The 22,174-nt window shown below is 47.1% G+C and carries 19 protein-coding genes, 1 pseudogene and 2 riboswitches; of the genes and pseudogenes, 8 read left to right on the top strand and 12 right to left on the bottom strand.

The window, feature by feature from the left end:
- Positions 1-39 precede the first annotated feature (39 nt).
- A complete protein-coding gene (locus tag BM358_RS14865) occupies positions 40-423 on the bottom strand; it encodes a winged helix-turn-helix transcriptional regulator (protein WP_023986690.1) in 384 nt (127 codons plus the stop codon).
- 189 nt (positions 424-612) lie between these two features.
- On the opposite strand from BM358_RS14865, the gene BM358_RS14860 reads away from it, so the two are divergent.
- Positions 613-1,287, top strand: a complete 675-nt coding sequence (locus tag BM358_RS14860) for an NAD(P)H-dependent oxidoreductase (protein ID WP_028541224.1) — start codon at positions 613-615, stop codon at positions 1,285-1,287.
- A gap of 104 nt (positions 1,288-1,391) precedes the next feature.
- On the opposite strand, the gene BM358_RS14855 is transcribed toward BM358_RS14860, so the two are convergent.
- Both BM358_RS14855 and BM358_RS14850 read right to left on the bottom strand, forming a co-directional pair.
- Positions 1,392-1,772 (bottom strand): TIGR02328 family protein, encoded by a 381-nt coding sequence (locus tag BM358_RS14855; RefSeq protein ID WP_023986688.1) that lies wholly within the window; start codon positions 1,770-1,772, stop codon positions 1,392-1,394.
- Between the two features lie 33 nt (positions 1,773-1,805).
- Positions 1,806-3,062: a DUF445 domain-containing protein gene (locus BM358_RS14850; RefSeq protein ID WP_028541225.1), complete on the bottom strand. Its 1,257-nt coding sequence runs from the start codon at positions 3,060-3,062 to the stop codon at positions 1,806-1,808.
- Positions 3,063-3,655: 593 nt separating this feature from the next.
- Here BM358_RS14850 and BM358_RS14845 point away from each other — a divergent pair.
- The 3 genes from BM358_RS14845 to BM358_RS14835 all read left to right on the top strand — a co-directional run bounded on the left by BM358_RS14845 (position 3,656) and on the right by BM358_RS14835 (position 9,159).
- Positions 3,656-4,537 (top strand): AraC family transcriptional regulator, encoded by an 882-nt coding sequence (locus BM358_RS14845; RefSeq protein ID WP_028541226.1) that lies wholly within the window; start codon positions 3,656-3,658, stop codon positions 4,535-4,537.
- A 50-nt stretch (positions 4,538-4,587) separates the two neighbouring features.
- Positions 4,588-4,668: riboswitch (cyclic di-GMP riboswitch) on the top strand.
- 193 nt (positions 4,669-4,861) lie between these two features.
- A complete protein-coding gene (locus tag BM358_RS14840; RefSeq protein ID WP_028541227.1) occupies positions 4,862-8,377 on the top strand; it encodes a collagen binding domain-containing protein in 3,516 nt (1,171 codons plus the stop codon).
- Positions 8,378-8,493: 116 nt separating this feature from the next.
- Positions 8,494-9,159: a class D sortase gene (locus BM358_RS14835; protein ID WP_023986684.1), complete on the top strand. Its 666-nt coding sequence runs from the start codon at positions 8,494-8,496 to the stop codon at positions 9,157-9,159.
- An 89-nt stretch (positions 9,160-9,248) separates the two neighbouring features.
- On the opposite strand, the gene BM358_RS14830 is transcribed toward BM358_RS14835, so the two are convergent.
- Positions 9,249-9,716, bottom strand: a complete 468-nt coding sequence (locus BM358_RS14830) for a cupin domain-containing protein (RefSeq protein ID WP_013308442.1) — start codon at positions 9,714-9,716, stop codon at positions 9,249-9,251.
- A 327-nt stretch (positions 9,717-10,043) separates the two neighbouring features.
- Here BM358_RS14830 and BM358_RS14825 point away from each other — a divergent pair, with 327 nt between their 5' ends.
- From BM358_RS14825 to BM358_RS14810, 4 genes are all read left to right on the top strand, one after another.
- Complete coding sequence (locus BM358_RS14825) at positions 10,044-10,781, top strand: amino acid ABC transporter ATP-binding protein (RefSeq protein ID WP_028541228.1); 738 nt, start codon at positions 10,044-10,046, stop codon at positions 10,779-10,781.
- Between the two features lie 41 nt (positions 10,782-10,822).
- Positions 10,823-11,653, top strand: a complete 831-nt coding sequence (locus BM358_RS14820; RefSeq protein ID WP_028541229.1) for a transporter substrate-binding domain-containing protein — start codon at positions 10,823-10,825, stop codon at positions 11,651-11,653.
- 71 nt (positions 11,654-11,724) lie between these two features.
- The gene (locus BM358_RS14815; protein ID WP_023986681.1) at positions 11,725-12,384 is read left to right on the top strand and encodes an amino acid ABC transporter permease; all 660 of its coding nucleotides are present in this window, start codon (positions 11,725-11,727) and stop codon (positions 12,382-12,384) included.
- Between the two features lie 14 nt (positions 12,385-12,398).
- Complete coding sequence (locus tag BM358_RS14810; protein WP_028541230.1) at positions 12,399-13,049, top strand: amino acid ABC transporter permease; 651 nt, start codon at positions 12,399-12,401, stop codon at positions 13,047-13,049.
- Positions 13,050-13,076: 27 nt separating this feature from the next.
- Here BM358_RS14810 and BM358_RS14805 read toward each other — a convergent pair whose 3' ends face one another.
- The 8 genes and pseudogenes from BM358_RS14805 to BM358_RS14775 form a co-directional block, all read right to left on the bottom strand.
- Positions 13,077-13,832: a LysR family transcriptional regulator substrate-binding protein gene (locus BM358_RS14805; protein ID WP_231118728.1), complete on the bottom strand. Its 756-nt coding sequence runs from the start codon at positions 13,830-13,832 to the stop codon at positions 13,077-13,079.
- Positions 13,833-13,838: 6 nt separating this feature from the next.
- Positions 13,839-13,919 (bottom strand): annotated as a pseudogene (locus BM358_RS26895) (LysR family transcriptional regulator); the annotation flags it as partial.
- Positions 13,920-14,079: 160 nt separating this feature from the next.
- A complete protein-coding gene (gene opp4A / locus BM358_RS14800) occupies positions 14,080-15,900 on the bottom strand; it encodes an oligopeptide ABC transporter substrate-binding protein (protein ID WP_028541232.1) in 1,821 nt (606 codons plus the stop codon).
- A gap of 42 nt (positions 15,901-15,942) precedes the next feature.
- Positions 15,943-16,851, bottom strand: a complete 909-nt coding sequence (locus tag BM358_RS14795; RefSeq protein WP_023986676.1) for an ABC transporter permease — start codon at positions 16,849-16,851, stop codon at positions 15,943-15,945.
- Between the two features lie 28 nt (positions 16,852-16,879).
- Positions 16,880-17,848, bottom strand: a complete 969-nt coding sequence (gene opp4B, locus BM358_RS14790) for an oligopeptide ABC transporter permease (protein ID WP_023986675.1) — start codon at positions 17,846-17,848, stop codon at positions 16,880-16,882.
- Between the two features lie 13 nt (positions 17,849-17,861).
- Entirely contained in the window at positions 17,862-18,788 is a 927-nt protein-coding gene (locus tag BM358_RS14785; RefSeq protein ID WP_028541233.1) for an ABC transporter ATP-binding protein, read from the bottom strand.
- Positions 18,766-19,797 (bottom strand): ABC transporter ATP-binding protein, encoded by a 1,032-nt coding sequence (locus tag BM358_RS14780; RefSeq protein WP_028541234.1) that lies wholly within the window; start codon positions 19,795-19,797, stop codon positions 18,766-18,768. Before BM358_RS14780 ends, BM358_RS14785 begins: the two co-directional genes overlap by 23 nt.
- Positions 19,798-20,122: 325 nt before the next feature.
- A complete protein-coding gene (locus BM358_RS14775; RefSeq protein WP_028541235.1) occupies positions 20,123-21,712 on the bottom strand; it encodes a DUF6359 domain-containing protein in 1,590 nt (529 codons plus the stop codon).
- Between the two features lie 214 nt (positions 21,713-21,926).
- Positions 21,927-22,042: riboswitch (glycine riboswitch) on the top strand.
- Positions 22,043-22,174: the final 132 nt, after the last annotated feature.

The following is a 22,174-nucleotide window of genomic DNA, read 5'->3' as shown; positions in this document are numbered from 1 at the left end:
TCTTCTATGAAATCATTTGGCGGGCTTTCTTCATGCCCTTTAACAAAAGTGCTTGCCTGATTTGGAAGTTGTCGTCACAGGCTCGCAACCCTGTTCTCCATAGAAGATCCCCCAGTCTCTCATAAAATCCAGCAACGGCCTTAACGTATCTCCCAACGGGGTAAGCGAGTATTCCACACGCGGTGGGTTCTCATTATAAATTTCACGGTGCACAATGCCATCTCTCTCCAGTTCACGCAACTGCAAGGTTAGCATCCGCTGTGTAATATTAGGCAAGGTCCGTCGAATTTCGTTATAGCGCCGCGGTCCTGTCGTCAAATGATACAAGATGACTCCCTTCCACTTGCCGCCTATAACCCCGACGGTTTTCGCTACCGGACATCCAAAATTAACGCTAACTGCATGTTCCATCTCCTGTGCCATGTATACCCCTTCTTTCTGTAGAATGTGTAAACCAATAGCCCCAGACGCATGACAAGGAACAAATATGTGCGTACTTGTTCCCTGCAAAAACTTTCTATATGATAACTATATATTCGATATCAGCTCTCATTATAGTAGCAGAAAACCCATAGAGTACCAACTAAACCCATATCAAAAGGAGTACATTTTATGTCTAATACATCAGCTAAAAAACAGGAAATTCTGGACGCCTTTCTGTTCAGGCACGCCACGAAAGAATTCGATCCCAATCGCATCATACCAGAAGAGGATTTTCAGTTCATTCTCGAAACCGGGCGACTTTCTCCAAGCTCCGTTGGTTTTGAACCATGGCAGTTTGTAGTTGTACAAAATCAGGCATTGAGAGAAAAGCTGGCTGCAGTTTCCAGCGGCGGTCAAAAGCAGATTCCTGCGGCTAGCCACGTCGTCCTGATTTTGGCGCGCAAGGATGTTCGTTATGATTCTCCTTACGTGGAGTATATGTATAAAGAGGTTAAAGGTATGTCTGAGGAGGACTTTGCCTCACTGCCAGGCCGCTATAAGATTTTCCAGGGTGAAAATCAACGCTTACTGGAAAACGAACGTACGTTATTTGACTGGGCTTCCAAGCAAACCTACATTGCCTTAGGCAATATGATGACAGCGGCGGCTCAGATCGGTATTGATTCCTGTCCAATTGAGGGCTTTAACTACGATCAGGTGCATGCCATTTTGGAGGAAGAAGGACTGCTAGAAAACGGGCTGCTCGATATTTCAGTCATTGCTGCCTTCGGTTATCGCGCTCATGAACCCAAGCGGGAAAAATCCAGACAACCGCTGGAAAAGGTCACCCGCTGGATTCTGTAATCTAATATCCCGAGTCTCTCCCCCAAGCACTGAACACTGAAGCATCAAAAAAGCGGGCTTGCGGCACTTCATCTGAATGATGAACATACCGCAGCCCGTCTTTTTTAGGTCACTTCAATCTCTATTAAAATACCCTTGGAAGCCAGGTTATCCAGGCACTCCTTCATATACTCATCGTCATGCTCCACATATGCACCCGCGCCTGCCAGTTCCTCACCCAGCTCCGCCTCCCAAGGCTCACACTGCTTACCGCGATACAACGGCTGTTCCCATAGTGGATCAACATTGTACCCTCTGCTTTTCATTTCGTCCATAATGAGCCTATGATAGCGCACCAGCAGCATGGGGTGATAATCGAACACATAATTCACGGTGGCGTGTGGCTTGCCCCACCCATTCCCGCGCAGGGCACAGCACTCACGATGTTGCCCCAACAGTTGCGGACGGGGTAACCTGTCGATTAAATGTTCATGCCAAAGCCTCATGCTTCCACAACCCTATCTGTAGCTTTTTCTGGTCTATTGGATTAGCATACGGATACCTGTCAGCACAATGCCGATCAGGAAGCCTGTAACTGCGCCGTTAATACGTATCCACTGCAAATCCTGTCCCAGTTTGTCCTCCATCAGTGCAATCAGGGATTTGTTATCCATTTTGTCTACATTTTCGCGTACCAAGTTACCAATTCGACTATGGTTGGCTTCCACCAGTCCAGTAATACCTTCCACAATTCGCACATTGATCTTGTCCAGCAGCTCGGTATTCCCTCTTAAATCAGTCAGCATCCGATCCAATAGCGGTAAAATATAGGTCTGCACATAGCTTCCGTCTTCCATGTAGTCCAATAAGCGTATACGCAGTTCTTCCATTTTGCCCAGCACTGACGCATCGCCTTCCCAGGCTTCAACAAGGCTATCCTTCCAGCCGTTCAACCCTTCCTGAACCGTATCTTTCGTCGCCAATCGGGTCACCTGTGTTCTCAGACCATCCAGCACGGCCTGGCGGCGCGGGTGCTCTTCCCTTTGCAGTTCTGCTACCTGATCCAGCAGGAAATGACGAATCATTTCACCCATACGCTCTTCGTTCAGATAGCCGAGGAATGCGTTCAAGGCAAACTGCATCAGCCCGCTCACCTGCAAACCACTAACAGCCTGCATCCCTAAGGTGCCCAGCGTATAACCCGTTTCGGGTCGCAAAAGCCAGGACTCTGCTTGCTCCAGCGTGTAATCCAGTGCGCGGCGATCATAGCCCTTCTCGCTGGTCTGACGAGCAAGCGCCTCTAGCAGCGGTCCGGTGTCAAAGTCAGTCACCTGCCGCTTGAGCTCTGCCACGATGACCGGAGCCAATTCCGCGAGCGGGAGCGACTGGACGAGACGCTTGGCAAGAACATCTATGGATGCCGCCGCCTCCGGCGTGCGCATTCCTTTTTCCACACCGCCCAGCACCAAATCGGCCAAACGAATATCTGCAATTTTAGACGCAATGCTGTCTTTGTTTAGCAGGTTATTTTCCACGGTACTCACCAATGCATTCGTGAGCTTGTCCCTATTTTTAGGAAGCAGCGCCGTATGTGGTATCGGAATGCCTAGCGGATGACGAAACAAAGCAGTGACAGCGAACCAGTCTGCCAGTCCCCCTACAAGTCCTGCCTCAAAAGCTCCGGCTAATAAACGAGCCCAGCCATATTGCTGGAAGGGCAATGCGGCTGCAAAGCCTGCCCCTAGAATAACGAGCGACCAAGCCGCTGCGGTTTTCGTACTTTTTGGTTTTCCCATCCTGTAATCCTCCAAACTGACTGTCGAGTAAGTAAAGCACTATACCTGTATTACCCATCATATCATTGCCCGTGTCATTTCCAAAGTTGAAAGCACTTTTTATGAAACGCGCAAGGGCACTTTTTGCGTAATTTTTTATGCATATATCTCTCTTTTTTACATTCATGTTTGTGAACAAAATCACAGTACTGGGCCCAAACTCTTATTTTCAATAATAAGCCTTACGAACCATTTTAACAAAACCAAGTCCCAATTTTTTTAAACCGAAAGGAGAAGTGAACAAGAAAGTTGAATGGGCATAAGATACCTTTTTTCAGTACCATTTTGGTATTTGACCTCAGAAAGGATTTGAATCCATGATAACCCCAGATTCTTTCAACAGCATTCGACTTTTTCATATGGATTATCAGATTAAATATCCATAAAAAGCGAGACTCCCATAAAGCTCACACACATAATTTGATATATAGACATATTTGTTGTGATAAAATAAACTTTTATAAATAGGAAATCATGTTTAATCAGCCATTATATATTGGTAAATCAAACCAAGATATGCTAGATAAAATTGCTTTTTTGTAAAGGAATTGAATATGACAACAGACCAAAAAAACAACGTGGGCCTCTGGAATGGCGATCCGGTCGTAATTGTACGCACTCCCTCCGCTTTTGCCAAGCAATCCCTTTTATATATCCAGGAATTAGGCTACTTTCAAAAAACTTCTGCTTTTACGATGGAAAGGAAAGAACTTGCCTCTTTTTTGCTTGTCTTTACGTTGTCTGGTAAGGGAGAATTACTGTACCGGGGCAAGAAATATATCATAAAACCTCAAGATTTGTTCTTTATTAATTGCGAGGAATATGTTCAATACAGCACCTCCGGTCATGAATCCTGGGAGTATATCAGCCTGTACCTGTATGGCAACCTGATCGAAAATTTTTACGAACAATTTGCCAAGCATAATAAACCGGTCATTTCCATGCATAATCCGCATATTATATTGGATAAGCTCCATGCTCTGATTTGCGGGCAGTCTGACAGAAGTCTTTCCGCTGAGCTGCTAACGTCCAGGCTCATTGGTGAAATACTAATGTGCATTTTGCAACATCCCTATGATCATCCGCATGTGAATGCTGAAACCCTCAGCGAAGTACGCCGGGTACAGCAATATTTGGATCAGTCCTACTGTGAGCGAATAACACTGGACTCGCTGGCAGACATGTTTGAATTAAACAAGTTTAATCTGGCTAAAAATTTCAAAAAGCAGATCGGTTTCTCTCCGATTGATTATCTCATTAATGTCCGTATCACAGCCGCTCAAAGCTGGCTTAAAACCAGTGACATGTCCATTGTGGATATCGCAAGGTACGTAGGGATTCCCAATACGAGCCATTTTATTAACCTATTCAAAGAGCATGTAGGAGAAACACCTCATTCCTTCCGCAAAAAATGGGGGAACCGTTCCAAGTTGTAAATGAGAGGTTACATGAAATCAGTTTGATAGATGATAGACGCACAAGCTATTCAAGTTAATGGCAAAACTGTCGAAAGGCAGTGACGCAAAACTATAGGGCCTTCCTATCCGGATGGCAGCCAGCTACCAGATGAACGAGCTTTTTATTATGTCTTTTTTACATAGATCCATCACAAATTGCTATGCCTCTCTCGAAGAAAGCCCTGATCGCTATGATCAGGGCTTTTTTTCTATTGGGATAGTCATGTCTGCCTAGCATGCTGAATATACTAATTTCGAACGAAGCATTGCCATATTACGATGAATAGGAGAATCACTTGGAGCATGAGAACAAAAATAAATGTAATGATCATTGCGTTATTGCTCATTGTCCAAAGCTTTTTCAGCGCAACGCTGGCTTACGCAGATGCTCCAGCCCCAGAACTGCCGCAGAGTGCTGTATCTGATCCTACACCTACCGTTACAGATGCTGTATACGTTGTCCCAAACCTTGAACCTCCTGGGGAGATTCCTTCAAACACGGTCCCCTTCGTTCAAGGAGCAGTCAGTTCAAAGTCTCAACATGATGCAGCTCCGCAGAGCATACTAACGAAGTTGAACCTGACCGACGAAACAGGGCGTGTCATTGATGCGGTATATAGTCCCGGCAGCCAATTCGACATCGGATCAGCCATCCAACTAGGCTATGAATGGGAGCTTCCTGACAATACCTATAAGTCAGGGGACACCTTCACCTTTCATTTACCAGAACAGTTTGTCATCTACACTGATATCTCATCTCCGTTAGTCACTACCGATGGAACCGTGGGATACTTCACAGTAGATCGTCAGGGCAAGGTTATCATGACCTTTAACCAATATGTAGAGAATCACTCCAATGTCAGCGGCAAACTACAAGTTAAAACCGAGTTTACGAAAGAAACGGTGAAAGGCAGTACAGAGATCATCATTGCGATTCCGATCAAAGGCGGGGTACAAACGGTCATCGTGAATGTAAAACCCCAGTCAGGGCCAACCCTAAGCAAACAAGGGAAAATAGAGGGCACCAATCAGATCGACTGGACCATTGATGTGAACAAACAACTAAACACCGTAAAGCATGCCCTCATCACCGATCCCATTCCTTCAGGGCTGGAACTCAGAAGAGACTCTATCCGGCTCTATCATCTACAAGTCAATATCGACGGCTCGACCGTTGTTCGAGACCTAGTGAATGCAAGTGAATATGCCATTGAAGCAGATCAAGCCGGGACAGGGTTTGTGATTCGTTTTCAAGACGATAGCATTAACACGGCCTATCAGATTCAATATTCCACGCGTATTATTGGCGATAAAACTCGTTTCTCCAACACAGCAACGCTTTCAGGAGATGCGATAGAGAACGTTGTTGCTACCGCTACTGTTCAGGTGGAACGTGGTGAATTTTTGTCCAAAAAGGTTGAAAAATATGATCATGCCACACAAACACTCTCGTGGGCCATAAGATATAACTTTAGCGAGACAAAAATCCCCGAAGCCAAAGCTCTTTTAATTGATCATTTCAATAAAACTCAAGAATTGCTGCCCGGTTCTTTGAAAGTATTTAAGGGAAACACACTGGAGGAGCTCCCATCGTGGGCGTATACTGTCATCCCAGTTGATTATCCGGACCGCAACGGCTTCAAACTTCAATTCAACTTCGACGTAGATTCAGCCTATACCATCCGATACCAGACTCAAGCCAGAGGCCGTGTCTATGATAATGGAAAAGTTATAAACATCATAACCTCGGATGGAACGCAGAAGATTGTATCGACGGAAATCATAAGCGGAGTTATGACTAAAATGTATGACACACCCAATTACAACACCAAAATCATACCTTGGGTGATTACCATCAATACAGACTTGTACATCATGAAAAATATTGTCATTCAGGATGTGTTTCCAAACGGGGGCTTGGCTTTGTTACCGGACACCCTGAAAATTCAAAGTGTTGACGGAACAACGGAGCTACGTGCGCCCACGGATTATGAGCTGGTTCCGCTATCACAGGACTATAAACAAGGATTTACGCTCATTTTTCATAAAGCCATTCAGAAGGCTTATACAATCAAGTATTCAACCACCTATAATAATGACTGGAAAACGGATACGACGAAGCCCGAGTTTCGTAATAAATCCCATATAGAATACCAGTTTGAAGACGGAGAAAGATCATCGCAAGGAGTGGAGTGCCCGATCTGGCCGGACTTTATGACACAACGAAACGGTGCCAAGCAAGGAAGCTATAATGCAACCTCCAAGCTCATTACCTGGGACATTAAAGCTAACTACAATCGCAAGATTCTGAATCACGCGGAAGTGAGAGACCCCTTGTTGCAAGGTCAGAAGTTACTGCCCGCCTCCGTAAAAGTATACGATATGACCTTGCTGGGATGGTGGGATGGCGTACAAAAAGGGGCTGAAATCCCGGCAGATCAATACACCATTATTCCTCCCTCCGAGCAAAATGGTAATGAATTGCGTATCCAGTTCAAGGAGCAGATACAGACTCCCTACTGGATTACCTTTCAAACTTCATTGGAAGGAGAACTGATTGAAAAGGAAATTCACAATCAAGCCCTTCTACTGGATGGACAAAAAACAGTCTCCGAATGGGCAGCGCAAGTCGCGGTACCTCATGGCGGAGAATATGTATCTAAAGTCGGTACACAAAATGGAAATAAGATCGATTGGAGCATCCGCATCAATGAAGGACAGTCCCATGTATCCAACGCTAAAATTATAGATCAGCCTAGCAACAATCAAATCCTAATTGAGGATTCCTTTCATTTGTACTCTACAATCATCGCTGCCAACGGAAATACCACCAAAGGCACCGAGTTGATTAGAAACCAAGATTACAAGCTGTATATCAAGACAGACGCTCAAGGCCAGCAAACTTTTGAAGTTACTTTTGCCAAGGATATTTCCACTGCTTTTATACTTGAATACCAATCGTTCATTCATGCTGAAGACAAAGCCAAGGTGAGTAATAAGGTTGCCTTTGAGGGGGATCGCTTGACGACAGAGATGCGGGAAACCAGCCAGGAAATCATCGTACGAACGTCTTCCGGCTCCGGTTCTGGCGGGGGTGTGACCGAAAGTCTTGAGCTGACCAAGGTAGATCAGGATATGCCTGACAAGGTACTGCCTGGCGCACAGTTTGCGCTCTATGATAAAGGTCAAAAAAGAGCCCCGCTCATTCAGACCACCAATGCGGAAGGCAAAATCATCTTTTCCTCCTTGCTTCATGACGATTATATCTTGGAAGAATTGGCAGCACCGGAGGGCTATAAAATCACCGAGGGCAAGCTCGAGATCAAAATAGACGCAACACTGCGGCAAAGCTCTGGCGTAAAGAGGGTTGTGATCACCAATCGTAAAGAAAAGAAAAACGAACCAGGAACGCCTACTCATCCAGACCCTTCACCCCCGTCCGGAGGCTCAGGTAAAAAACATGACAAAGATCCGGAAATACCCGATACTCCGTCTATAACCGTTCCTCCGTCATTGCCAAAGTCTCCGGAGGACATAGTCCCTCCACAGGAGGAACCTGCGCCTATACCGCCGGAGCCGGAGCCGCCAGCCGTCATGCCTCATCAAGATCCTCCTCCTCCGGTGGATTCGAAAGACGATCCCGAACCTAAGATCCGTCTCAAGGTTCCGGGAAAAGAACCTGAAGATCCGGAGGATACACCTGCGGTACACCAATTGCCCCAAACAGGTGAAGGCAGCCCCGTTCCGTTCTATTTGACAGGCATAGCGATGGTTATATGGGGCGTATTTTTGAAATTCACACGAACAAACAAAAAATAAAACCGATCACCTGCCCTGATCTCCCGGCTCATTCCATTCCCGATTGGAATGAGTCGGGAATGGGGCATTTTTTCAAAAAATATGTATAATCCGTACTTTGCTTAGGGGAGGCGAGATTGCTGAGTCTGCGTAAACTTTCCTACGTATTTATTGTGTTAGGCTTACTTTTTATTTTGTTTCCTAAAGCGACAGAATGGAATGAGGATCAGGAACAAAGCAAGCTATTAAAAGCAGCAGAGCTACCATCTGGAAAAAGCGACGCGCTATGGCCCCCCAGTCTTACAGACAGCTATGCTCGCTTGTCCACTCGTCTTACAGAAGTTCCGGTTAGTGAAGCACGACAAAATACTTCCCCATCCCCTGCTCCCATGGTAAGCGCTAATGAACAAACTCCCATAGCCACTATTAGTATAAGTCGTATTGCTTTAAAGCTCCCTGTATTGGAAGGCGCAACGAGGATAAATATGAGACACGCGGCTGTACATATGCCGGAAACGGGGACGCTGGGACAAGCGGGGAATGCCGCCATTGCTGCTCATCGAGCCCGTACCTCTGGACGTTTATTTAATCGTCTAAATGAATTGAAGATCGGGGATAAGATTGTTGTTAACGCTCGGGGTAACCAATATGTATATAGCGTTTATAGCCTGAAGGTGGTCGATCCTACGGACGTGTCTGTTCTGAAAAGCTTCAAAAAACAAAAGCTGCTTACACTGATTACATGTGACCCTCTCGTAAACCCCACCCATCGTCTCATTGTTCAGGCGAAACTAAGCACCTAAAGCTATTTTAAAGCCCTATTTCTATGAGTAAACATAAATCAGGCGGGCCATTTCTGTTCATTACAGAAATACACCCGCCAATGCTCACATCATGATTCAGTTGGATTCTTGGCAATCAGCTTGAAATCATCAAAGTGGAATCCTGGTGCAACCACACAGGTTACCAGCACGGGCTCATCCCCAAGCGGACGTGCCGTTTGCCATACTGCTCCTGGAACGAGTGCTTGTGGATGCTGTCCTGCCTCCACATCCGCACCGACGATAATCACAGTTTCTTCACCAGGCTCTTCTCCACTTCCACCCAATTTCAACTCTACAGGGCTTCCGCTATGATATAACCACAGCTCATCAGAATGGACCACATGCCACTCGGAGAACTCACCCGGATGCAGCAAGAAATACGTAGACGAAGCTGCAAAGCGCGGACCGGAATACACATCCGGCAGTACAGGCTTCGGAATTTGGAAATGGGCCTTCCACATCTCTTTGTACCAGCCGCCTTCTGGATGGGGCTCCATGCCCAATGCCGTTACTAGCGGTGAAATAGCTTTCGTCATTGTCTAACCTTCCTTTACCCTAAATTCCTTCTTCCCTACTGTAAAACATAGCGTTGCTTTTGTCACGTTTCTCCCTTGGCATGTCGAGGATCAATAGTTTATGTCAAATTTAATAACATAAAATTACGGATTTTTATTCGTTTTCAACATATAAATAACAGTTTACTAGCAAAAAACACACCAAAATACATCACACGTAAAGTTTAGTGACATAAAATCTTGTTTTTTATTGTAAGCTTATAGTATCATGAGAGAAATTTTTAAATTCTAATAGAGCTTGATCATGTCAATCCGTCTACTAAGCTATGTATCCAAGCCTAAAAAGGGGTGAGCTCTCTGATCCAGTTTCGCAACGTCAACAAGCATTACGGTCACTTCCATGTACTCAAAGACATTAATCTTCAGATTAAGGAGGGCGAGGTCGTCGTAATCATCGGTCCCTCCGGCTCGGGTAAAAGCACCCTGCTTCGCTGCATCAATCGTCTGGAAACGATATCGGATGGGGAGCTGATCGTTAACGAGATCCCTGTACATGACAAAAAGATTGATATTAATGCCTTCCGCCGCAATATCGGGATGGTGTTCCAACATTTCAATCTGTATCCCCACAAAAAGGTGATTGAAAACATTGTACTGGCACCTATGAAGGTACTGGGCATCTCGAAAGAAGAAGCTACTCAAACAGCCATCACCTATCTAAAGCGCGTCGGAATCGAAGAAAAGGCACAGAGCTACCCCGCCCAATTGTCCGGTGGACAGCAGCAGCGGGTCGCGATCGCCCGCGGGCTCGCGATGAATCCAAAAATTATGTTGTTTGACGAGCCTACTTCAGCACTTGATCCCGAAACGATCGGAGAGGTACTGGATGTTATGCGCTCGCTCGCCCATCAGGGCATCACAATGGTCATTGTCACTCATGAAATGGGCTTTGCACGTGAAGTGGCGGACCGCGTGATTTTTATGGACAAAGGACAAATTTTGGAAGACAGCCAACCTGTCGAATTTTTTCAGAATCCGGGTGAAGAACGGGCTCGCCTGTTCCTGAGCCGTCTGATTCATCATTAATAGACTACCAATGTAGCGTAAATCGAAAGGGGAATGTTCTGATGAGAAAAAGATTTCAATGGAGTACTTTGGTGCTGGTAGCTTTATCTTGTCTGCTCGTCTTGGCAGGCTGTGGAGGCAAAGAAGGAGCGGCAACGTCGGGGAATGAGCCGGCAGCAGCCAACGGGCTGGAAGCGATCAAACAGCGTGGCAAACTGGTCGTTGGTGTGAAATACGATACCAAGCTGTTCGGACTGAAAGACCCGGCTAGCGGAAAAGTAGAGGGCTTTGATATCGACATCGCTAAGGCTGTAGCCAAACATATTTTTGGCGATGAAACCAAACTTGAACTAAAAGAAGTCACGTCCAAAACACGAATCACCTTATTGCAAAACGGGGACATTGACGCCATTATCGCGACGATGACCATTTCGGATGAACGTAAAAAGCAGGTTGATTTCAGCGACGTCTATTTTAACGCCGGGCAATCTCTGCTTGTGAAAAAGGGGAGCCCCATCACCGGGCTGGAGTCTCTGACCCCGAATACCAAGGTACTCGCCGTGAAGGGCTCTACTTCCGCCAAAAATATCCGTGAAAAAGCACCTGAAGCAACGATATTGGAATTCGAAAACTATCAGGATGCTTTCAACGCCCTCAAAGCAGGTAAAGGAGAAGCCTTGACTACGGATAACTCTATTCTGCTCGGCATGCAGCAGCAAGACCCGAATTATACTCTTGTAGGCGGGAACTTCACAGAGGAACCTTACGGCATTGCAGTGAAGAAGGGGCAAACCGAACTGCTACAGGCTATTAATGATACGCTCAAGGAACTGAAAAGCAACGGTGAATACAATAAGCTCCACGAGCAATGGCTTGGGGTTAAACCCGAATAGTATTCTTGTGAAGGAGCCGCGATTGCGAGCTCCTTCCTTTCTTAAGTCTGGATAAGGAGGTAAATTCGCAGATGCTTACTTTTGATATCAACGTACTTTTCGATCATAGCGACCGTTTCAGAGAAGGCTTGCTTCATACCGTTCAAGCTAGTGTCATTGCCTTGATCGGAAGCTTTATTCTGGGGGCTATTATTGCCATCCTCCGAATTGCGCCTTTTAAATGGCTGAACTGGATTGGTACCGTCTATGTAGAGGTCATCCGCAATATCCCATTGCTGATCGTCGTACTGTTTTTTTATCTCGGGCTTCCTACTTTGGGCATCCCTTTGGACGGATTCGTATCTGGAACGCTCGGATTGACTGTATACACAGCCTCCTTTATTGCTGAAGCCATACGTGCCGGCATTCAATCTGTGCCCAAGGGGCAATTTGAAGCGGCAAGGTCCTCCGGGTTGAGTTACAACCAGACGATGATCAGCATTATTTTACCGCAAGCCATCAAAATTGTACTGCCTGCGATCGGCAACCAATTCATTAATCTGGTCAAAAACTCTTCCGTGCTGGCTATTGTGGCCGGACTGGACCTAATGTATTACTCGGACCTCATTAACTCGGATACCTTCCTGCCCATCACAGTCTACGCCATCACGGCGCTGTTGTATCTTATCTTGACGGTTCCGCTTAGCTTTCTTGTACTTTATATGGAACGGCGTCTGTCCAAAACATCCTAAGGAGGGAAGCCCGTATGGATTTCGGTGGATTGTTTGTGTGGCCTAATGTGCGTTTTATACTGGAGGGCTTCCTGCTCACACTGGAGGTTGCTATTTACTCTATCGTGTTCAGCTTCGTTCTTGGTATCTTATTCGGCATTCTGCGCTATACCCGCTTACCTGTTATTTCACAGGTTGCAGCCTTTATCATTGATCTCATTCGCAATCTTCCATTATTGCTCATTATTTTCTTCATCGGCATGGTTTTACCATCCATCGGAATTTCGATTTCCCTCAAGTGGGCAGCCATTACAGGCCTGTCGATCTTCGAGGGAGCCATGATCGCCGAGATTGTGCGCAGCGGTCTGAATTCGGTCCATAAAGGACAGGTGGAAGCCGCACGTTCCTCCGGTTTAAGCTATTCTCAAACCTTATGGCATATCATTCTGCCCCAAGCGCTTCGTCGCATGGTGCCCCCGATTGTCAGCCAGTTCATTTCCCTATTCAAGGATACCTCACTGGCTGTCATTATCAGTTTGCCGGAGCTGACGCATAACATTCAGATTGTCGGTGGGCAAAATCAATCTTTTGTCATTCCAGCCCTGCTGTTCGCAGCTTTCCTGTACTTTGCTGTCAATTACAGTATGTCACTGATTGCACGCAGGCTGGAAGTTCGTACACATTAAAGCTCCTGATACTCATCAGGGTTGCCACTAGTTGGAACGCACTGTTAGTACAGCTTGTATCTTTTCAATCAATCGCTTCAACGCTTCTCCCTGATAACGGCCAGACTGATAAATCAACTCTAGCTGACCCTGGAGCACGCCGCACAAAATAGGTACAGTGCAAAATTGTGAGCGATCCAATTCTGCCGCAAGGGACTCCGTCTGTAGGGTTACGGCAAGTCCCTCCTGTACCCAGCGCAGGATTGAAGGTATGGAATTTGTCTCCAAGACGGTTGCAAAGGGATACCCGCGATCACGGAAGCACTTCTCAATCAGTTTCCTGCCGGGATGACACTCTGGCTGCATCGCCCAGGGTACATGCCTCAATTCGTCCAGCGTAATGGAAGTACGGTTGGAAAACACATGCTCTACCGGAACAACAAGACAGTATTTCTCCGTACGAAGAGGAAGCTGGACAAGCCTTTCATCCGTACCCGAATGCAGCGTAATGCCAACATCCACTCGGTTATCCAGCAGCTGTTCTGTTACATCAAATGATGGATGGATGTGCAGGCTGACTTTAGGAAATGACTGATGAAAATGGATAAGTATTTCTTGCAATGGTTCCTCCAGCTCCGGTAATGCAATGCCAATCCGCAAACTCCCGCGTTGCTCGGTGCGCAACTCCTCAATGGAAGCCTTCGCTTGCTGTAAATCCTTGAGCGCATGTGCACTGTGTTGCAGCAACAATTTCCCGGCATCTGTCATTTTTATTTTCTTGCCTGCACGGTCAAAAAGCGTCATGCCCAATTCCTCTTCCAACGCCTTAATTTGCAAGCTAAGCGTGGGTTGGGAGATTCCGATCTTTTCCGAAGCTTTCGTAAAATGCAGTTCCTCGCATACGGCAATGAAGTATTGAAGCTGACGTATTTCCGTCTTCCTTCTCTCCCTTCGAGAATCCCCAGAATGATTGCATTAAAAGGTCAAAAGAAGCGCAAAATCGGATCAATCCGGTTCGCGCTTCTTCTTCAGGTTGTTGCGCTTTTTTAGATTATTGGGCTACTTCGGCTTTTTCCGCAGTCAACGTAATATTCGCAAACGTGTCTGCATCATACTCCTTGCCACGGGTAATATCGTAATTGGCTACCCGATTATTCACTGCCTCCAACGAGTAACGGAATAACGTCGGCACGATTGGCGCCTCCTCGCTCATATACGCCTGCCACTGATTGTATATATCTTTACGATAATTGTCGTCAAAGGCTTTCACAGACACCCCTTCCTGCAACAGCTTATCATTCTCTTCACTGGTAAAGCGCGAGTAGTTAAAGCTGGCTCCGCGTCCATACAGCCCACTAGGGTTTACATCTGTACCTGTACTCCATGCGCCGCCAAAAATATCAATGCCGGGGTCATCCTTCTGCACACGATCATAGAAAGAATTGAACTCAAGCAGACGACCGTCCACCAGCTCGACATGAAGTCCGACATCCTTCCAGTTTTGCAAATAAAACTTTGCCAGCGATTCAGCTGTCGCATCTCCGCTCATTGCCGCATAATGGAGCACCAGTTCCTTGCCCTTAGGGTCCTCACGGTATCCATCTCCATTGGTGTCCACATAGCCTGCCTCGTCCAGCAGCTTTTTCGCCTTGTCCGGGTCATACGCGATGCCCTTTGCATTTATATCATGATATCCCTTAAAGGCAGGCGGAATCAGGGATGTTGCTGGAATCCGAAGTCCATGATAGAGCTGCTTGCCGACCTGCTCATTATTCAGCGCATAGCCGAGGGCCTGACGCAATGACTTGTTCGCCAGCTTGGCGTTCGGGTCCATGATATTTAGATTCTTGGCCTGATCGAATTTGCCCATCTTAAAGCCCACATAGCTATAAGATAATTCCTCCTGACCGAGAAACTGTACATTTTTCGGATTGCTGGCCTCATTGTAACGGGTGGTTGGATAGCTGGCCCAATCGACTTCTCCACTTTTCAGCGCCTCGGTAATGACATTCGGGTTCACCACCTTCAGATGAAGACCATCCAACTTGGGCTCACCGTGGAAATAATCTTCATTTTTGACGAATTCCACAGATTCACCTGTGACCATTGATTTAATTTTGAACGGTCCATAGCCAATCGGATTTTTACGGACAGGATCAGATCCGGCCATATCTTTCACGGGGATATTCTGAAATACCTTTTTCTCCAGTGGTGTAGACCAAAGTCCCGATTTCACCGAAGGATTAGGTTCCTTGAAGTGAATGGTAACCTCTTTCTCATTCAGCACCTTGATGCCAGAAATGGTTTTGGCCTTACCCGCGTGATAATCCTCCATGCCCACAATGTTGGTCATAAAGCTATCATAACGCGGACCTTCGTAGTCTTTATGACCGATCACTTCATAGGAAAAAGCATAGTCCTCTGCCGTTACGGGATTACCATCCGTCCAGTTCAGTTTGGGATCAATTTTTACAGTCACCGCCTTATTGTCTGGGGAAAAGGAAATCGTCGCCGCTCCTTTATTGTCAATATTTAGATTGGAGTCAATCGAAAACATAGAAGGGTAGAAAAACTGGAAGACTTCAAAATCAGGATTGCCTTCATAAAATACAGGATTCAGAATACCTTCAAAAGGGGTATCAGACACGAGTGCATAATTGATGATGCCACCCTTAATCGGGGCCTTATCGTTCTTGATCGCCTTCTCCAGCGCTGTGGCATTCACCTGCTTGCTGTCGGACCCTGTGCCGCCTGTACCGTCAGACGATTTCCCTCCATTCGAAGCGGAAGGCGAACCGCTGCATGCGGCCAGAGAAAGCACCAAAATTGCAGATAGAACAGGCAGAATTCCTTTTTTCCAGTGTTTAACCATTGTAAATCCCTCCTTGTCATTGTCCTTATCCTTGAACTTCGGTTAACCCAATCGTTGTCTGGCATCCGTGGCGCGTTTGAGCGCCTGGCCAATAAAGTTAATCGCCAACATTAGCACCAAAATAAGCAGTGAGGCAGGCAACCACATCCACCAACTATTCTGCAAAACATCCGGGTCATTCGCATAACTCACCAGTGTACCCAAGCTTGGCGTAGATTCCGGTAAGCCAAAACCGAGATAAGAAAGCCCCGTCTCAATCCCGATATTTCCCGCTAAGCTGAGGGTCAGATTGACGATCACGACCGAGCTAAGATTAGGCAGCACGCCAAACCAGATGATTTTCCAATTGGGTGTGCCAAGGGTTTTGGAAGCCTGCACATAATCCAGTTCGCGCTCCGACAACACCTTGGCCCGGATCAGACGTGCTTTTCCAATCCATAAAAAGGCGGTCATGATAAAAATAAAGGACCCTATGCCGCTTTTGGGTACAATGCTGACAAATACGATGACCAACATCAGAAATGGAAGTACCAGAATAAAATCAATGATCCGCATGATGATGTTATCGACCAGCCCCCCATAAAAACCAGCCAGCAAACCTAACGTTAAGCCAATAGCGGCAGATAACAATGTAATCGTAAAGCCGATCGTGAAGGAATTGCGGGCTCCAATGACCAGCTGGCCAAAAATATCCCTGCCCGCTCGATCTGTGCCCAGCCAATGCACTGAGCCGGGAGCTTCACGGATTGCGCCCAAATCCACCGTCGTGACTACATCCTGATTTACAAACAGGACAGAGGCATATATAAAGATCAAGAACAGAATTACAAAGCCAATGGAAACCAAGGCCATTTTGTCACGCACCAGCTCACGACGCAGTACAGACCAACTGGATGGTGATTTACGAATGATTTCCGGCGTGAAGACCTCCTCCACCTGTATAGACACCATAATCCCTCCCTTTCTCTAGACTTGTTCGCTATTCAATTCGAATGCGGGGATCGACTTTGCTCAGGATGACATCAGATAAAAGGGTTCCTAATAGCGCCAAGAAGCCGGAGACCATGACCAGTGCGTTCACGACTGAAAAATCCCGTTGAGTGATGGACTGGAGAAATAGTTGGCCCAACCCCGGGTATCCAAAAATAGATTCAAGGAAAATGTTACCTGCAATTACTCCCGTCAGGTCATAGCCCAAAAAGGCAGCAATCGGCAATAGAGAGTTTTTGAAAATATGGCGGGAATAAATTTTACCTTCGGGCACCCCTTTGGAACGCGCTGTTTTCACAAAATCCTTCAGTCGTGTGTCAATGACCTCATTGCGCAAATACTGAATCGTAGCCGTTGTACTGAGCAATGCGCCTGTAACCGCCGGTAAAATGAGATGATACGACTTGTTCACGTAATATGACCATGTCCCCGGCTCCACGCCTACATCCACACTGCCGCTGGTTGGAAACCAGCCGAGCCTGAATCCGAATACGTACAGCAGCAACAACGCGAGTATAAATAGAGGTGTGGCAAAGCTGAGATAGGTATAGCCCACTACGGTTTTGTCCAGCAGACTATGCTGATAACGACCGCTGAGTACGCCGAGCGGAATGGCGATCAGATACGTCAGAACCAGAATTACTACGCCCAGAAAGAACGTGTTTCCCAGACGGCTGCCAATCAGATCGGTAACGCTAATTTTATGTACATAAGATTTGCCCAGATCCCCGTGAGCAAGCTGGACGAGCCAGTTCCCATACTGCACCCACACCGGGTCATTCAGTCCCAGTCTTTGTCGCTGTTCTTCCAGTACGGCCGGATTCAGATTGGGTGTCGAAGTAATAAGTCCTGTCAGTGCATCCCCCGGCATAGCCTTAGCCAGGAAAAATATAAGCACGCTCAGTGCAAAAAGTTGAGGGATCATAACCAGCAGCCGACGCAGTGTAAATTTCCACATTTCTGTACCCCCCTTATGGTAGCGCGACTTGATGGGATGGACTTACTGATTTTAGTGCAAACGGCTTTCCACTCACGTCTAGATGTTTGGGCAGCTCTGTTTTGTAGGAGGATAAGAGCATTCGCCTTTTTTGGGCATTTTCCAGCCGTTTTGTAGGATCAATATTGGGAATGGTTGCAATGAGGCGCTGGGTATACAGATGCTGTGGACGCTCATAAATGTCTTGCTCGCTCCCCTGCTCCACTAGACGGCCTCGATACATAATACCGATTTGGTCGCACATATGGCGGATAATACCCAAGTCATGACTGATGAACAAATACGTCAAATTAAATTCCCGTTGCACATCCTTCATAAAATTCAGCACCTGTGCCTGCACGGAAACGTCCAGTGCCGACACCGGCTCATCAGCAATGATCAGCTTGGGGTTTAATGTCAGCGCACGCGCGATCCCGATCCGTTGCCGTTGCCCCCCGGAAAATTCATGCGGATATTTGTAGGCTGCATCGGCGTTCAAGCCGACCTTTTCCAGCAACGTCTGTACTTTCCTCCGTTCCTCCTCACTGCTCAGCCTTTCAAAATTTCGCAGCGGTTCAGCAATGACATCCAATACGCGCTTGCGCGGGTTGAGCGAAGAGTAGGGGTCCTGAAAAATCATCTGAATGTCTCTACGCAGCGGATGACGGTTGTTACGGCTCAGAGCCGCAAGGTCCTTTCCCTTAAAAAGAATCCGTCCGCTCGTCAGCTTATTTAGACCGATGATCGTCCTGCCTGTCGTCGTTTTTCCACAGCCGGATTCTCCCACCAGCCCGTATGTCTGGCCTGCCTCAATGCTGATCGACACGCCATCCACTGCTTTCACCTGATCGATAACACGCTGGAAGAAACCACCGCGCACCGGATAGTGGACCCTCAAATCATTTAACTCCAGTAGTGCCATGAGCAGCTTCCCCCTTTGCCTCGTCTTCAAAATGAAAATGCTGGTAACATGTACAACGGACCCAATGTCCAGGGGAAATTTCATTTAGTTGGGGATGGTCTTCATGCACTCCCTGCTGAATCCAGGGAATACGCGGGGCAAAGCGACAGCTATTGCGGGGAATATCTTGTAATGAGGGAACAATGCCGCCGATGACATGCAGTGATTCCCCCTTGGTATGCGATCCCGGCATGGAAGCAAGCAAAGAACGCGTGTACGGATGCTGTGGATGCCTGAATAATTCAAAAACATCAGCGCTCTCCACGATTTCTCCGGCATACATGACCACCACGCGGTCGGCTACTTCTGCCACAACACCAAGATCATGCGTAATCAAGATAATTCCGCTCCCACTCTCCTGTTGAAGCTGTTTGAGCAAGTCGAGAATTTGCGATTGGATCGTTACATCGAGCGCAGTAGTTGGTTCATCTGCGATAATAAGAGAAGGTCGGCAAGCTATGGCAATCGCGATCATCACACGCTGACGCATCCCTCCTGACAGTTCATGCGGATACTGCTCATACACACGCACAGGATTCGGTATATCTACGCTTTCCAGCAGCTCCAGCACACGTTCCCTTTTTTGCTTCGTAGATAGTGACGTATGATAATCAAGATTTTCCTCAATCTGCTTACCAATGCTCATTAACGGGTTGAGTGCTGTCAGCGGGTCCTGAAAGATCATGCCAATGCCCGCTCCGCGGATTTTATTCATTTGCCCTGAAGAAAGACGGTTCAGGTCCGTGCCTTTAAAAAGGACCTCTCCCTCTACACGCGTGCGTTCCATGTCATGCAGTTGTGCGATCGAAAGCGCCAGCGCGCTTTTGCCACAGCCGGATTCTCCGACTACAGCCAGCACTTCATTGGGGTTGACCGTCAGATCCAGATGGTCGACTGCGGGGTGATATTGATCATTGATGCGAAAAGATACGGATAATCCTTTAATTTCCAACACGGGTCCGGTATTCAATGCGCGCTTCCTCCATTCTCCATGGTCTTGTCCCGCTTATTCTCACCATGTTTGATGTTTAAAACCTCTCATGAACATTACATACCGTTTTTGTCGGAATAATTTGAATACATCCTATCACCAGTATATGGATATATCAATTAAGATTATGCTATCAACATCATTTAAAAAATCAATGATCCAGCAGTAGCGCGGTCTTTCTGGCACAAAATGTAATGAAATAACCAACCACAGGTTAATTTTCATCACAAAAAAAGTCGCCTGATCCCTCTGCAGGGATCAAACGACTAACTAATACCAGCTCACATTGAGCTTCTGGCGATAATTACGAAGCCGCTCCATAGGAGCCAGACTTGAACGTTCTAGGATCGTACCATTTGTAGCCTGCTGCTGGAGCAGACCAAGGCTCAGGCTGCGGTTCTGTGGAAGCCGCAGGCTCCTCAAATGGCAGAAGCTTCGTTGGCTGATCCAGAGTCAAACCTGCCACATCAGATAATTTCGTGTAGTCCTGCTTCCATGCAAGCCATTGAACCGTCTGCACCAGGAAGGTGGAATCATCCACTTCTTTAAAACCATCATATGTCTTCTTCGACTGTCCGTTTTCCTCACGCACATATTTCGGTGTAGCATCTTCTACAGGGGAAGAATCACCGATGAACGCTGCCTTGCCTTGACCTACCTTGGAGATAGCGGCATAAGGTCCTTCCGCACGGCCCCCGCCGTTATAAACTCCCTGGTCTACCGCATTACCCCATTTTTTCGTGCCTGAAGGGATATAAGCAATGCCTTTAGCCTTGGTAGGATCAATAATAGCCAGCGTAGATCCTGCATGCATTGCAATCGAGCGCACACCCTTGGTAATGCCGAAAGATTGATCTGCGGCTACAATTTCGGTAGCATTCACATCACCCAGCGCATTGTAACGGAAACGAACGCCAAAGTTGGCCGCCAGCCAATCGGAGCTTGTTAATCCTTGCATCGCCGGTGATGCAGCTTCTTCTGCAGTCATGCCCTTGGCCGGATTAGTATAGGCTCCACGACGGTAACCATTCATAACCTCGGAGGAATCCCAACGGTTTTTGTTACGGTCCGCATTATAATGATCGGAGATGAAGAAGACGCTCCCCCCGCTATTCACGTATTGCAGCAGGGCAGCCTGCTCGGATGCCTTAAAGGCAACATTCGCTTCACCAATAATGAACACATCATATTGGCGCAGCTTGTCATATGTTATGGCCTGCTCTCCATAAGTAAAAGGAATGGGACGATTCAATTGGTCTACCGTAAAGCCTACATTACGCAGTCCATTGGCAAAGTCGGAGAAGGCGCCTTCAATGACCCAATCTGCTGCACCAGCGGTCTGTGCGTGCGTATTATCGAACAGCACCTTTTTGCCTTTTCCATCCGGCAGTGTAGTACCGGGTTGACCCGGGTTGCCAGGTTCGCCTGGTTCCCCCGGCTCGCTTCCGCTCACCAGTTCAACAGCGCTTGGGCTTTTCACTCCACCAAAATTATTGTAGGCGCCGAGTGTACCCGTCACACGAATTTTGCTGCCGATCAGCTCAGGATGGCCTGATAGCCCATATTGCCCTCTGTACGCTGAAGTCAGCTGTACATCCAACAGATTAGACGTATTACGTTCATTTGCCTGATCGGCAATCAGTACGTTAAAATCATTCGCGAACGGGGAAGAAAAGTTAGCCGTTTTCGATCCGGTAGCATGTCCGACGATGTAACCTTCCACCGTCACCGTACCTCCACTGCTTTGGCGCTGAAGTGCTTCGGCTACTGTCAATGCTCCCTCCGCCTTGACCTGACCGAATGGAACGAAGATCCCAATCAGCAGTGATACGATCGCTGCTAGATGCAACATCCCTTTTAAGCGTGAACCTGTGAATCGCAAGCCTTTTACCATACGTCAATATCCCTCCTATGATTTCCATAAATATACTTGTCCTTTATCAGATTAGCCGCCAATCTTCTAATTCCTTCCTGGTTTCATCCATAATTATGTAAATTTTAATCTTTTTTATTGGGAACGCACCTGTTTATGTAAAAATTAAACCTGTGATTGACACCGAGCACGGCATACATTACGCTAAGGAAGACATGTAGAACGGTATACGCGAATGAAGATGACGGGAGAGTCTGTCCAGGGAGCCTACACTCTGGCGGCACCGAAGGAGCAAGACGTCAGCACCCGGCTGACGGATAATCTCTCAGGTCCATGTATCGTCATCTGACGCAACTCTGGAGAGAGCGCAAGCCACCCAAGGGGTAAGGCGGTAAGAACACCGCACGAAACTCTCAGGTAACGAGGACAGAGATAAGGGAAACTTCCTTATCCTGTCCTTTTTTGTGCTCACATTGTGCGTCA

The organism is Paenibacillus sp. cl130, assembly GCF_900116035.1.
Classification (GTDB): domain Bacteria; phylum Bacillota; class Bacilli; order Paenibacillales; family Paenibacillaceae; genus Paenibacillus; species Paenibacillus polymyxa_B.
This window is presented reverse-complemented; position numbering and strand designations above follow the sequence as displayed.

Coding starts and splice junctions, on each gene's coding strand:
- BM358_RS14865 (WP_023986690.1), bottom strand. CDS start 423: ATGGCACAGGAGATGGAACATGCAGTTAGCGTTAATTTTGGATGTCCG.
- BM358_RS14860 (WP_028541224.1), top strand. CDS start 613: ATGTCTAATACATCAGCTAAAAAACAGGAAATTCTGGACGCCTTTCTG.
- BM358_RS14855 (WP_023986688.1), bottom strand. CDS start 1,772: ATGAGGCTTTGGCATGAACATTTAATCGACAGGTTACCCCGTCCGCAA.
- BM358_RS14850 (WP_028541225.1), bottom strand. CDS start 3,062: ATGGGAAAACCAAAAAGTACGAAAACCGCAGCGGCTTGGTCGCTCGTT.
- BM358_RS14845 (WP_028541226.1), top strand. CDS start 3,656: ATGACAACAGACCAAAAAAACAACGTGGGCCTCTGGAATGGCGATCCG.
- BM358_RS14840 (WP_028541227.1), top strand. CDS start 4,862: ATGAGAACAAAAATAAATGTAATGATCATTGCGTTATTGCTCATTGTC.
- BM358_RS14830 (WP_013308442.1), bottom strand. CDS start 9,716: ATGACGAAAGCTATTTCACCGCTAGTAACGGCATTGGGCATGGAGCCC.
- BM358_RS14820 (WP_028541229.1), top strand. CDS start 10,823: ATGAGAAAAAGATTTCAATGGAGTACTTTGGTGCTGGTAGCTTTATCT.
- BM358_RS14815 (WP_023986681.1), top strand. CDS start 11,725: ATGCTTACTTTTGATATCAACGTACTTTTCGATCATAGCGACCGTTTC.
- BM358_RS14810 (WP_028541230.1), top strand. CDS start 12,399: ATGGATTTCGGTGGATTGTTTGTGTGGCCTAATGTGCGTTTTATACTG.
- BM358_RS14805 (WP_231118728.1), bottom strand. CDS start 13,832: ATGACGCTTTTTGACCGTGCAGGCAAGAAAATAAAAATGACAGATGCC.
- opp4A (WP_028541232.1), bottom strand. CDS start 15,900: ATGGTTAAACACTGGAAAAAAGGAATTCTGCCTGTTCTATCTGCAATT.
- BM358_RS14795 (WP_023986676.1), bottom strand. CDS start 16,851: ATGGTGTCTATACAGGTGGAGGAGGTCTTCACGCCGGAAATCATTCGT.
- opp4B (WP_023986675.1), bottom strand. CDS start 17,848: ATGTGGAAATTTACACTGCGTCGGCTGCTGGTTATGATCCCTCAACTT.
- BM358_RS14785 (WP_028541233.1), bottom strand. CDS start 18,788: ATGGCACTACTGGAGTTAAATGATTTGAGGGTCCACTATCCGGTGCGC.
- BM358_RS14775 (WP_028541235.1), bottom strand. CDS start 21,712: ATGGTAAAAGGCTTGCGATTCACAGGTTCACGCTTAAAAGGGATGTTG.